General features: G+C 29.7%; 14 protein-coding genes and 11 tRNA genes. 5 read left to right on the top strand and 20 right to left on the bottom strand.

What is annotated here, in order from left to right:
• Nucleotides 1-180 precede the first annotated feature (180 nt).
• The gene (gene rpsD, locus ABNT63_RS01555; RefSeq protein WP_348736123.1) at nucleotides 181-795 is read left to right on the top strand and encodes a 30S ribosomal protein S4; all 615 of its coding nucleotides are present in this window, start codon (nucleotides 181-183) and stop codon (nucleotides 793-795) included.
• A gap of 32 nt (nucleotides 796-827) precedes the next feature.
• Here rpsD and ABNT63_RS01550 read toward each other — a convergent pair whose 3' ends face one another.
• From ABNT63_RS01550 to ABNT63_RS01470, 17 genes are all read right to left on the bottom strand, one after another.
• On the bottom strand, nucleotides 828-1,259 hold the full coding sequence (locus ABNT63_RS01550; RefSeq protein ID WP_348736122.1) for a hypothetical protein: 432 nt from the start codon (nucleotides 1,257-1,259) through the stop codon (nucleotides 828-830).
• A 233-nt stretch (nucleotides 1,260-1,492) separates the two neighbouring features.
• On the bottom strand, nucleotides 1,493-2,239 hold the full coding sequence (gene nagB / locus ABNT63_RS01545; protein ID WP_348736121.1) for a glucosamine-6-phosphate deaminase: 747 nt from the start codon (nucleotides 2,237-2,239) through the stop codon (nucleotides 1,493-1,495).
• Nucleotides 2,240-2,282: 43 nt separating this feature from the next.
• The gene (nagA, locus tag ABNT63_RS01540; protein ID WP_348736120.1) at nucleotides 2,283-3,446 is read right to left on the bottom strand and encodes an N-acetylglucosamine-6-phosphate deacetylase; all 1,164 of its coding nucleotides are present in this window, start codon (nucleotides 3,444-3,446) and stop codon (nucleotides 2,283-2,285) included.
• 23 nt (nucleotides 3,447-3,469) lie between these two features.
• Complete coding sequence (locus ABNT63_RS01535) at nucleotides 3,470-4,162, bottom strand: hypothetical protein (RefSeq protein ID WP_348736119.1); 693 nt, start codon at nucleotides 4,160-4,162, stop codon at nucleotides 3,470-3,472.
• Nucleotides 4,163-4,257: 95 nt separating this feature from the next.
• A tRNA-Phe gene (locus ABNT63_RS01530) sits at nucleotides 4,258-4,333 on the bottom strand.
• Between the two features lie 5 nt (nucleotides 4,334-4,338).
• Nucleotides 4,339-4,414 (bottom strand) — tRNA-Asp (locus ABNT63_RS01525).
• Nucleotides 4,415-4,416: 2 nt separating this feature from the next.
• Nucleotides 4,417-4,491: transfer RNA gene (locus ABNT63_RS01520), tRNA-Met, on the bottom strand.
• A 52-nt stretch (nucleotides 4,492-4,543) separates the two neighbouring features.
• Nucleotides 4,544-4,636: transfer RNA gene (locus tag ABNT63_RS01515), tRNA-Ser, on the bottom strand.
• Between the two features lie 32 nt (nucleotides 4,637-4,668).
• A tRNA-Ile gene (locus ABNT63_RS01510) sits at nucleotides 4,669-4,745 on the bottom strand.
• 1 nt (nucleotide 4,746) lies between these two features.
• Nucleotides 4,747-4,823 (bottom strand) — tRNA-Met (locus ABNT63_RS01505).
• A 31-nt stretch (nucleotides 4,824-4,854) separates the two neighbouring features.
• Nucleotides 4,855-4,930, bottom strand: a tRNA-Ala gene (locus ABNT63_RS01500).
• Between the two features lie 16 nt (nucleotides 4,931-4,946).
• Nucleotides 4,947-5,023 (bottom strand) — tRNA-Pro (locus ABNT63_RS01495).
• Between the two features lie 23 nt (nucleotides 5,024-5,046).
• Nucleotides 5,047-5,123, bottom strand: a tRNA-Arg gene (locus ABNT63_RS01490).
• 24 nt (nucleotides 5,124-5,147) lie between these two features.
• Nucleotides 5,148-5,223 (bottom strand) — tRNA-Cys (locus tag ABNT63_RS01485).
• 90 nt (nucleotides 5,224-5,313) lie between these two features.
• A complete protein-coding gene (locus tag ABNT63_RS01480) occupies nucleotides 5,314-6,933 on the bottom strand; it encodes a DAK2 domain-containing protein (RefSeq protein ID WP_348737120.1) in 1,620 nt (539 codons plus the stop codon).
• Between the two features lie 111 nt (nucleotides 6,934-7,044).
• Nucleotides 7,045-7,395, bottom strand: a complete 351-nt coding sequence (locus tag ABNT63_RS01475) for an Asp23/Gls24 family envelope stress response protein (protein WP_348736118.1) — start codon at nucleotides 7,393-7,395, stop codon at nucleotides 7,045-7,047.
• A gap of 109 nt (nucleotides 7,396-7,504) precedes the next feature.
• On the bottom strand, nucleotides 7,505-7,846 hold the full coding sequence (locus ABNT63_RS01470; protein WP_348736117.1) for a hypothetical protein: 342 nt from the start codon (nucleotides 7,844-7,846) through the stop codon (nucleotides 7,505-7,507).
• A gap of 240 nt (nucleotides 7,847-8,086) precedes the next feature.
• Here ABNT63_RS01470 and ABNT63_RS01465 point away from each other — a divergent pair, with 240 nt between their 5' ends.
• The 4 genes from ABNT63_RS01465 (at nucleotide 8,087) to ABNT63_RS01450 (ending at nucleotide 9,255) form a co-directional block, all read left to right on the top strand.
• Nucleotides 8,087-8,263 carry a hypothetical protein gene (locus ABNT63_RS01465; RefSeq protein WP_348736116.1) on the top strand — a complete coding sequence of 59 codons (177 nt, stop codon included), beginning with the start codon at nucleotides 8,087-8,089 and terminating at the stop codon, nucleotides 8,261-8,263.
• A 154-nt stretch (nucleotides 8,264-8,417) separates the two neighbouring features.
• Nucleotides 8,418-8,600 carry a hypothetical protein gene (locus ABNT63_RS01460; protein ID WP_348736115.1) on the top strand — a complete coding sequence of 61 codons (183 nt, stop codon included), beginning with the start codon at nucleotides 8,418-8,420 and terminating at the stop codon, nucleotides 8,598-8,600.
• A gap of 266 nt (nucleotides 8,601-8,866) precedes the next feature.
• Entirely contained in the window at nucleotides 8,867-9,064 is a 198-nt protein-coding gene (gene rpmB / locus ABNT63_RS01455) for a 50S ribosomal protein L28 (RefSeq protein WP_338991668.1), read from the top strand.
• Between the two features lie 106 nt (nucleotides 9,065-9,170).
• Nucleotides 9,171-9,255 (top strand) — tRNA-Leu (locus tag ABNT63_RS01450).
• 40 nt (nucleotides 9,256-9,295) lie between these two features.
• Here the strand turns inward: ABNT63_RS01450 and ABNT63_RS01445 are convergent.
• Genes ABNT63_RS01445 through rsgA form a run of 3 tightly spaced genes read right to left on the bottom strand, consistent with a single transcriptional unit; the run spans nucleotide 9,296 to nucleotide 11,453 of the window.
• Nucleotides 9,296-9,904 (bottom strand): thiamine diphosphokinase, encoded by a 609-nt coding sequence (locus ABNT63_RS01445; protein WP_348736114.1) that lies wholly within the window; start codon nucleotides 9,902-9,904, stop codon nucleotides 9,296-9,298.
• A complete protein-coding gene (gene rpe / locus ABNT63_RS01440) occupies nucleotides 9,891-10,571 on the bottom strand; it encodes a ribulose-phosphate 3-epimerase (protein ID WP_348736113.1) in 681 nt (226 codons plus the stop codon). Before rpe ends, ABNT63_RS01445 begins: the two co-directional genes overlap by 14 nt.
• A 12-nt stretch (nucleotides 10,572-10,583) precedes the next feature.
• Nucleotides 10,584-11,453 carry a ribosome small subunit-dependent GTPase A gene (rsgA, locus tag ABNT63_RS01435; RefSeq protein ID WP_348736112.1) on the bottom strand — a complete coding sequence of 290 codons (870 nt, stop codon included), beginning with the start codon at nucleotides 11,451-11,453 and terminating at the stop codon, nucleotides 10,584-10,586.
• Between the last annotated feature and the right edge of the window lie 6 nt (nucleotides 11,454-11,459).

Below are 11,459 nucleotides of genomic sequence, written 5' to 3'. Positions count from 1 at the left end.
ATATTCTCTAGACAACACAGAGAAGCAGCAGAATTGCATAGTAATGTTCTTAGTTTTTTATTAATTAAGATTTAATGTTAAAGTAACCCTAGCTGTTAGGGCGAAGTAAAAAACTTCCTTTATTAGAGCAATTCAATGAATCTTTTTGTATGTCATAATGATATATAGGAGGTTTTTTTAATGGCACGTTATCATGGAAGTATATTTAAAAAAGCAAGAAGATATGGTTTTAGTATCTTAGAAAACGGCAAAGAGTTTTCAAAAGGGAAAAAAAGAACAACACCACCTGGTCAACATGGACAACGTCGTTCAAAATTATCAAACTATGGATTACAATTACATGAAAAACAAAAAGTTTGTTATATGTATGGTTTAACAGAACGTCAATTCCGTAACACTTACAGTAAATCAAAAAAAATGAAAGGGATTGCCGGAACAAACTTCTTAATTATGTTAGAATCACGTTTAGATAACATCGTGCATCGTATGGGACTATCACAAACAAGAGCAGGAGCTCGTCAATTAGTAAATCATGCTCATATTCTTGTTAATGGGAAGAAAGTTGATATTCCATCGTATAATTGTAAGCCTGGTGATGTGATTAGTGTAAAAGAAAGTTCACAAAAAAATATTAAGATTTTAGAAAGTTTAGATAATCAAGTTAGTACATTAGAATTTGTTAAATTTGATAAAACTAAAATGACAGGAACATATGTTCGTTTCCCTCTTCGTGAAGAACTAAATAGTAATATTAATGAAGCACTAATTGTTGAATGATACAACCGTTTAGTTTAAAAAACATCTCTTTTGAGATGTTTTTTTATTTATTAAAGTTTTACATATTGTTTTCAAGCTTGTTTATAAACAATTCCACTATAAATATCATTTAATTCAGGAAAAATATAATTATAGATTCCGCCTACCCCACAGGTTTCACCCGGATTTTGGGCTGGATTTGGATATTCAACAATTTTAATATGTAAAACTAAATGTTCTAATAAATTGCAATAGACTAAATGATCAGCTTTTTGATAATCAAATGGATTTTTCTTTGCATATGTCGGAGTTGATAACATAATTGCTTTATCTTCATCAATATGATGAATATATAAGCCTTCATTTCCCCGCGTGATTCCACTTGTCTTTTTAGTACAACCAAAATCAGAAAAGTAATCTTTTGCAACTGGCCCATATTTTTTTAATAAATAATTAACGCATTCAGCATATGACTGTGATAATAATTGTTCAATTTCAGTCATAGAGCATACTCCCAATCTTAAAATTAAGAGCGTGTTTTAATTATTATCTAGTTAGTAAATAGTACTTAAATTGTATCACTCAAAAAAAAAAAAAAAGTTTTAATAAAAAACTCTTTTGAATAATTACTAGGTCCAATTTTTCTCACTGATATTGTTATACTTCTGCTAAAAAAGTATTTCTTTGAACAAAAAAGGTTTTTGTTAAAATTATTAAATTTTCTTTCAATTCATTTTTAACTAAGATTAATTCCTCGTGTTTGTAATAATCCAACAGCTGCTTTATCAACTACAACAATAACATCTTGATGCATTTGTAAAGCTGTACAAGGTCATAACTTACTAATTTCACCTTCAACTAGTTGCTTAACCGCGTGTGCTTTATTTGTACCATTAGCAATTAAAATAATTTTTTTTGCATTTAAAATTGATTTAATACCCATTGACACTGCTTGCTGGGGAACATCACCTGGTGAAGTAAAAAAACGAACATTAGTTTCAATTGTTGAAGGAACTAAATCAACAACACCTGTTAAAGAATTAAAATCTGCTGGTGGTTCATTAAAACCAACATGCCCATTAGTACCAAGACCTAATAATTGTAAGTCAATTCCCCCTGCTTTTGCAATTAAATTATCATATTCTTTCGCATAAGCAATATAATCACCTGTCCCTAATGGTACATAAGTATGCTTTTTATTAATATTTAAGTGATTAAATAATTTTTCATTCATAAAGTAACGATAACTTTGTGGATGGCTTGATTCTAAACCAATGTATTCATCTAAGTTAAAAGTTGTTACTTTACTTCAGTCTGTCTTATTTTTTTTATAATCTTCAATAATATATTGATAAGTTGTTTCTGGTGATGAACCAGTTGCTAAACCAAAAACAACTTTTGGATTTTGCTGCACATAATTTACAAAAATTTGTCCAACAACTTTCCCAATTGCATTTTTATCTTCAACAATAATTAATTTCATTTTTTATTCCTCCTTATTGTTTTATAATTTTTAAAACAAATTTCTATTTTTGTGTTAAATGATGTTGTGAATAAGCAATTTCACCTTCACATAAGGTCATTAAAACTTTTAAGTCAGCATCTAACACAACTAAATCTGCTAATTTATCAACAGCGATTGAACCAGTCGTTGAATAAATTCCTAATTGTTTAGCAATATTAGTACTAGTAACTAATGCTAAATCTTGGAATGAACAATTAGTAAACTGCTGAAAATTACGAACACAATAATCATAGGTTGCAACTGACCCCGCAATTGTAGTTGTGCCTTTAATGACAACTTGTTGTCCAGTTTTAACAACTGGCAATGGCCCAAATTGATATTCACCATCAGGTAATCCTTTTGCAAGCATTGCATCAGTTACTAAGCAAATTCCTTTTGCTCCTTTAATTTTATAAGTTAAATTAATGATGTTTGGATTAATATGAATTCCATCACTAATTAATTCACATAAAATTTCATCAAAATTTAATGCAGCAGGAACAACACCAGGCTGACGATGATCATATTTGCTCATAGCATTATATAAGTGTGTTACATGGTGGACTCCCATTGCTACTCGTTTTGCGACTAAATCATATGTTGCATTTGAATGTCCAATTGATGGTAAAATTTGATGTTCTAATAAAAACTTTGTAAAAGTACCATTTTCTTCTTCAGGCGCATATGTGACAATCCGAATGTTATTATTTGAAGCTTCTATTCATTTTTCTAACAGGTGAATGTTTGGTTCTTGTAATAATGTTTCATCATGTGCACCTTTAAAATTATGGGAAATAAAAGGTCCTTCTAAATGGGCACCAATTTGTCGTGCTTGCGGGCCCTTATTATAATTTTTCATATAATCTTGATATACCGTTAAAATTTTTGTTAAAGTATCATCACTGCCAGTAATAATTGCTTGGCAATATTTGGTAATTCCTTCTTGTGGTACTGCTTGAGCAAATTTTTGAAAACTAGCAATTGTGACTTTTTCAGTATCTTCACCATATCCACCATGCACATGACAGTCAATAAAACCAGGCATAATAATTGCTTGTTGTAAATCATAACCTCTTTGGTCAGTATGACCTGCTGTAATTTTAATAATTTTATTATCTTTAATTTCAATTCAACCATTTGAAATTACTTCTTCTTCACAAATTATTTTCGCATTTTTTAAAATCATTTTGTCTCTCTCATCTTTCTATCTTAAAACTTAAAATTTAGTGGTAGTTTTTTAAGATCAAAGGTAACTTTCTTATGCCCCAAGCAACGATAAAGCAATGCTAAAATTAACATATGATTATTTTCCCGAATCAAATAAGTTTGCTTTCCAACCGTAATTTTAACACCAATATCAATAAATTCAACATTTGAAATATCTGTTAAATTAAACTGAACTACTTTCTTATTATTATTCTTATCTAAACCATCAATAATAAACCGCTTATTAGTAATTAATAGAACACCCTTACAAAAAAACTTAATATCTTTATGGGTTGTAAAAAGATGAATATTAACAGTATTATTTTTAAAATGGCACTTTTCCTTTGGTTGTAAATCAAATGCCACTGGTAAAACTTTTAAGGGGCGTCATAATGTAAAATTAACTTCTTCAACATTATAAATAAACTCTTGTTCACGACCAGTTAGCACTAAATCTAATTTCCGTTGATATTTATAAAACCGATGAATAAAATCTTGGGTATAAGCAAAATTTTTTAAAATTCAACGTTTAAAAATTCAATATTTAAAATTACGGAAATTCTCAGTTCCTATCTTTTTCTGATAACGGTCTAAGACAAAGCGTGGTTTATATTTAAAATTGTCTTCATTTAACGCGAACTTTCACTCTTCACGTTTTAAATAAAAGGTTATATCTTTTGTCAATCTTGAAAACATTCCCATCACCTTTATTAATTATATAACAAAAATAAAAAACTCTAAACTAATCTACGATTAATTTAGAGTCTAGGGTTATTTTTAACTAAATTCAATGGTGGTTCAGGACAGAATTGAACTGCCGACACTTTGAACTTCAATCAAATGCTCTACCAACTGAGCTACTGAACCACGATTGGCGGTCTTGACGGGACTTGAACCCGCGATCTCCTCTGTGACAGAGAGGCATGATAACCACTTCACTACAAGACCATTGGTTGCGGGGGCAGGACTTGAACCTGCGACCTTTGGGTTATGAGCCCAACGAGCTACCACTGCTCCACCCCACAATTTTAATACTATCATAACCTAACTTTTAATTGCAAGTTTTTTTTAAAAAAATGGCGGAAGATGAGGGATTCGAACCCCCGCGCGGCTTTCACCGCCTGTCGGTTTTCAAGACCGATCCCTTCAACCAGACTTGGGTAATCTTCCAAAAAATGCTCGGAAAGCAACTAAATAATAAATGGTGGACCCTACTGGACTTGAACCAGTGACCATCCGGTTATGAGCCGGATGCTCTAACCAACTGAGCTAAGGGTCCATGGTAGCGAGAAAGAGACTTGAACTCTTGACCTCCCGGGTATGAGCCGAGCGCTCTAACCAGCTGAGCTATCCCGCCATATCAAGTTTAATTGCTTTACTAAAGTTAATGGTGGACCCGAACGGGTTCGAACCGTCGACCCCCTGCGTGCAAGGCAGGTGCTCTCCCAGCTGAGCTACGGGCCCAAAATAGTATAAAAAATGGTCGGAAAGACAGGATTCGAACCTGCGACCCCTCGGTCCCAAACCGAGTGCTCTACCAAGCTAAGCTACTTTCCGAAAAAAAATAACATTTAAATAAATGGCGCGCCCAGAAGGATTCGAACCCTCAACCTTTTGATCCGTAGTCAAACGATCTATCCAATTGATCTATGGACGCATAAGAAATAAAGCAGTATTTAAATGGAGGCACTAGTCGGATTCGAACCGACGATCGGGGAGTTGCAGTCCCATGCCTTAGCCAGCTTGGCTATAGTGCCATAAAATCTAAATCCCTACTATATTATCATATTCATAATTCATTTCAAGATAAATAAATAAAAAACTTAAATTCATTCTATTATTTTTATTTATTCTACAGCAATTAAAAACGGGTATAATGTTTGATCACCATCAATAAATTCATATTCAACATCAAAACTTTCATCTAAATATTTTCGAATTGCATTAATATCGAGTGTTTCTGCTTCTTCACCAGCAAAAATTGTAACAATTTCTGTTGATTTTGTAATTGCTCGATCAAACAAGTATTTCATTGTTCGTGATAAGGTTGGAAATGAACAAATAATTTTTTTATTCATAATTCCCATATATTCTCCTTTGTTAATTTTAACACCATCAATTGAAGTTGTTTTTGCTGAAACAGTAATTGACAAACTTGTCACATTTTTAAGACTTGCTTTTAATGTTGAATAAATCTTTTTCGGTGTTTCTCCCGGTTCAAATGATAAAGCTGCTACCATTCCTTCTTGAATTGATGTTGTTGGCACAACATAGACATTGGAATTACGTTCAATTTTTGCTGCTTGTTGCGCTGCTAAAATTGCGTTACTATTGTTTGGTAAAATAAAGACATCAACCGCATCAACTGCTTCAATTGCACTTAAATAATCATCCGTTGATGGATTCATTGATGCTCCACCATTAACTGTAAATTGAATATTTAAATCAGTTTTGAAAAAATTAGCAATGCCATTTGATGGTGTGACAGCAATAATAGCGACCGGATTTTTCAATTGCCGATCAATTTTAATTGTTTTAACATGTTTGGCTGCTTGTAAATTCATATTTTCAATTTTAATATTCTTAAACTCACCATGTTGTTGTAAAAAAGTTAAAATATAACCAGGAAGTAAAGTATGGACATGAACTTTTAAAATATCATTATCAACAACTGCAACAATTGATTTTCCACCTTGATCTTCTAATGTTTGGCGAATTTGCATTACATTAATTTTATTAATATGCTTATGATCTAACATTACAATTGCTTCAGTACAATAACCAAATTCTTCATTTTGTAAATCCATAACAACATTTTCACCAGTATTTTCAACCTGTTTTTTTCGTTGTGGCACAATTTTTCCTGTTTTTCAATATTCTGTAATGCCTTCAAATATTTTTACTAAACCAAAACCACCTGAATCAACAACACCAACTTCTTTTAAAACTGGCAGTAACTCCGGAGTATGATTCAATGACTCAGTTGCAAAATCAACAATTTTTTGGAATAACTCTGGAACAGGAATTTCTTTTTCTAATGTTGAAACATGTTCCGCAGTTTCACGAATTACAGTTAAAATTGTTCCTTCAACCGGTTTCATTATCGCTTTATAAGCAACCTCATTTGCTTGTGAAATTCCTGCTTTAACTGAATCAAAATTTAATTCATCAAATTCTTTTAAACCATTGGCAAAACCACGAAAGATTTGTGACAAAATAACACCTGAATTACCACGAGCTCCCATAATTAAGCCACGTGCAAAAACATCAGCAACCTTACTAATTGACTCCGAATTGAGTTCATTAATTTCCTTAACAGCATTAGTCATCGTTAAATTCATATTTGTTCCCGTATCGCCATCAGGAACTGGAAAAACATTTAATTTATCAATTTCTGAATAAAAATTATATAAATTATTATAACCGCTGATCAGTGAATCTTTAAAAGATTTTGCATTAAATTCCATTTCTATCACCTTTACATTTTTCATCAATTAATTTCCCTTTTTTAGTTCTCCTAAGTGATATAACTGTAAATCTTGCATCATTCAAATATCTCATTTTAATAAATTTCCTACCTAAATTAATAAGTCTTGAATATTTACATTAACATAAATCATAATATCGTTCGAATAAATATCCAGTTTTTCTAATTCATATTTAATCCTAATTTGTATTTCTCGGGCAATATCTTTAATATTTACTCCTTCTAGCAAAATAATAAAGATATCTATATAAAAATTACGACCATCTTGTCTCAATTTAATTGACTGTGAGTAATCTTTAAGTAGCATTATCACATTATCTTCATTATTTTCAGTATCATCAACCTTTGCGAATCCAGCGACCCCAGGAACTGTAATTACTGCTGCATGAACTAAATCTGCAATTTTAGCTACATTAATTTTTTCAATCATAAAAATCACCACTAAACTAAATTAACATTATTAATTATAACTAGAAAATATAATAAAGCAATAAATTTATTATATTTTCTTAATTAAATTATTAACTTTTCGTTGTCTTTTCCATTTAAAATTATTTAAAAAAATAATCAATATTTGTTAACATATGACTAGGACTAACAAGTTTCTCTAATGTCTTCTCTTCCGCTAATATTAATTCTTGATATTTTAAAACAAAGTCTTTTGTATTAATTTCTTTTTTTTCTGAAACATTTTTAATTTTAATACATTCATTAATATCCTCTCAAGAAAATCCATGTTGTACTCTTAAAGAAGCTATTGCATGAGCAATACTATGGTTTAATGATTCTTGATTACGTTTTCCTCCAATTGTATTATCAAATGATAAAGTTTGAGTAAAAGAATAATGATTATTCCCTTGTTCACTTGTTTTTCGTACTGTCATTTCAATCATAATATTTTCCCTCCTAGATGTAATCTTACTATAAATTAAAGTTAATTACCACCTTTTAAAATTCAATCATTAAGTAAAATATTTACTAAATACTAAGTAACTAAACAATTTTCAATTATAAAATAACTTACGATATTATAAAAAATATTATTTTTTAATAAAATGAGTTATTATATAAGTAGTGTATGATTATTTTAATTAGTAAATAACGTTACTGTAAAATAAAAAAGGTGTAAACATATGAACAAAATAAAATTTTTATTTAATTTAGATAAAGTGGATAGTGATTTTAAAACATTATTAAAAGATTTTAACAAGTTAGAAAATAAATATTTTAAAATAATAAAAAAAGATAAAAATCTAAAAGAAACAATAAATTTAGAAGAATTATCAGATATTAAAAATGTTGCAAATTAATTATACAAAGAAGTAATTTTTCCTTATTTTCAACATAAAAATGAAGAAATTATTTCAAATGGAAAAGAAATTATTGAAACAATTCGTGGTACTTATCAAAATTTAATAACTAAACTTAATAACTTTGTATTAAATACAGACAAAGCAATAATTGATGCACAAAAAAAATACCCAATGATATTTACCTAAATCAAAAATAAATCCAATTGCAAAACCACCACGTTTAAAATTATCTAATCAAGAATTATTAAATTTAGAATCACAACCAGGACCAAATGCGATTCAAGCACAAGCAATCAAAAAAGCAAACCACCTGTTCTTCCCAAACCACATTTAACAGATTTACAAAAAAAGAGTATTATTACAATTAACAAACAAGTAAAAAATATGAACCAACAAGAAAATCAACCAGAACAGGTAACACAAGTTGAAGAAAATTCAAGATAAGATAAAGATGGATGACACTCTTAACAATAGTTTTATTCGTTTTTTAATTTAAATTTAGCAAAAACTAAAGGTTTTCATAAAAATTATATTTATACTTGCTTTTAATTTAAAAATTAGTTATTATTTTATAGTATGTAGATATAAAGGAGTGAAATTATGGCAAGAAAATGTGAAATTACTGGTAAAAGCGCTTTACAAGGAAACAAACGTTCACACGCGTTAAATGCAACTCGTCGTAAATGAAATGTTAATTTACAAAAAGTAAGCATTGTTGTTGATGGTGAAGTTAAAACATTACGTGTTGCAACAAGAACTTTAAAAACATTAAAGCGTAAAGGTCAAATTGCGCAATAAATAAAGTTCAAGGACACAGTCACAAAATAATAAAAAAGGAAGCATAAATTTTAAAATTTATGCTTCCTTTTTCTCTAAAATACGATAAAATTAAAAATATACAAATGCCCATGTGGCGGAATTGGCAGACGCAGTAGACTCAAAATCTACCGAAGAAATTCGTATCGGTTCGAGCCCGATCATGGGTACCAAATTTTAAAGCAAAAAATAATCGGTTTTAAAAACCGATTTTTATTTACTATAAATTGCAACAACTTGTCCTGTTAAAACATCAATATTCCCGACTGACGTAAGAAATTCATTACTAACTGCATTAGGCGATAATTCTGACAATTTTAATTGGTTAGCATTATATTTTAAATTACTAATTGTCACAGTTGCTGCTTGCAAACTAAATAATGAAAAATAACGATAACCTGCCTTTTGATAAACTTCATTCATTCCTGGTTTTAATAAATAAGCATAAGTATTATCATTCATAAAAATAATATTATAGCGATAAATAAAGTTAAAACAACTCAACTCCATATCAAAGCGATTACCTTGTGCAATAAAAATAATTTCTTGTGGTTTTAATTTTAACGCTTCTTGTAAGGCTAATTCACCATCAATATAATCTTTAATTTGGGAAACTATTAATAACTCTTTTACTTTACTAGTAATTAGTTTTGCTTCTGTTGTTGTTAAACTATCTTGGTCACAACAAAAAAGATCAAAAGTATCAAAAGTTTTAATTAAATCTAAGACACCTCGTTCCACACCAATTTTATAATAATCTTGATACTGCTGTAAATCTAAATTTGTTTCTGAACAAACAATTAAAACTTTATTTGCTTTCATCTGCTAATAATCCTTTCAACCTTGCTGCTAAATCAACATGGCCAAATAAATAACTACCCGCTACTAACACATCAACCCCATATTGTTTACAAAGGGTTGCAGTTTCAGCATTAATTCCCCCATCAACTTCAATTAGTGTTTTGCCATTATTTTGATCAAGATAATGTCGTAAAATTTTAATCTTTGCTGCTGCTGCTGGAATAAAAGATTGACCACCAAAACCAGGTTCTACTGTCATTACTAAGACTAAGTCAAGACGATTTAAATACGGGTAAATAATTTCAACTGGAGTTGATGGTTTAATTGCTAACGCAATTTTTATGTTTAATTTTGTTCGTAAACTTAAAAATTCAGTTAATTGTGGTTCAGTTAATGCTTCATAATGCAAAGTAATTGCTGATGCACCTGCTTTAATAAAGGGCAGCAGGTAATTTTCAACACTACTATTTTTAATTTTAACCATTAAGTGACAATCAAGATATAAATCGCTATAACTAGTAATATCAGCTAAAATCTTTGGACCAAAAGTTAAATTTGGTACAAAATCACCATCCATTACATCAAAATGAATTCATTGAGCACCTGCTTTCTTAATTGCTGCTAACTCTTCTTGTAGGATTAAATAATTTGCACTTAAAACACTTGGTGCAACAAAATATTTTTTCATCATTACCTCTTTCTATTGTTCTTGCATAATGCGAACATAATCATTATAAAAAAATTGTGGAATAACATCTGCTTGAACTAATGCTTTTATTTTGCAATGTGGCTCATGTAAATGCAAGCAAGTTCGAAACTTACATTCATTAGCATATTGATTAAATAAATGATAAGAGCGGGCTAATCCTCCTTTTTCATAATCTCTTAAATCAAATGTTGAAAAACCTGGTGTATCAGCAATCATTCCATCTAATAACTCATATAATGCACTAGCCGTCGTTGTATGTTTTCCGCGGCCTAATGCTTTAGAAATTTCTTGCGTTTTAATTATCTCTTCTTGTAATAGCGTATTTAGAGTTGATGATTTCCCACTACCAGTTTGCCCAGTTAACACTGTGATTTTATTCTGAAAAAGTTGTTCAAATTGTTGTCATACTTTTTTATCATCTTTTTTATTACTAATAAAATAAACTTCATAACCTAACTTTCGATATAAGTTAAAATATTTTTGATAAAGTTCATCTGTTTTCACTAAATCTTTTTTAGTAAAAACAATAACTGGTTTTAAACTTTTGTATTCAATAAATGCTAAATATTTATTTAATAAATATGAATTAAAAGCCGGTTCTTCCATTGCTGTAATAATAATAACTTGATCAACATTAGCAATTCGTGGCCGGTATAATTCATTTTTACGCGGTTCAATTTGATAAATAATTCCTTGCTTGTCATTTTGAATTTCAAATTGAACATAATCACCAACAACTGGTTTAATTTCTTGATGACGAAATAATCCTTTTGCTTTGCAAGCATAAATTTGATGGTCAATATCATTTTTAACATAACAAAACTCGCTAACAATGCGAATAATCATTCCTGTTTGATGCATATTATT

Origin of the sequence: Spiroplasma endosymbiont of Ammophila pubescens (assembly GCF_964020965.1) — a bacterium.
In the GTDB taxonomy this organism is placed as follows: domain Bacteria; phylum Bacillota_I; class Bacilli_A; order Mycoplasmatales; family Mycoplasmataceae; genus Spiroplasma.
The sequence above is the reverse complement of the archived record's forward strand: the minus strand, read 5'-3'. Positions and strand labels throughout refer to the sequence as shown.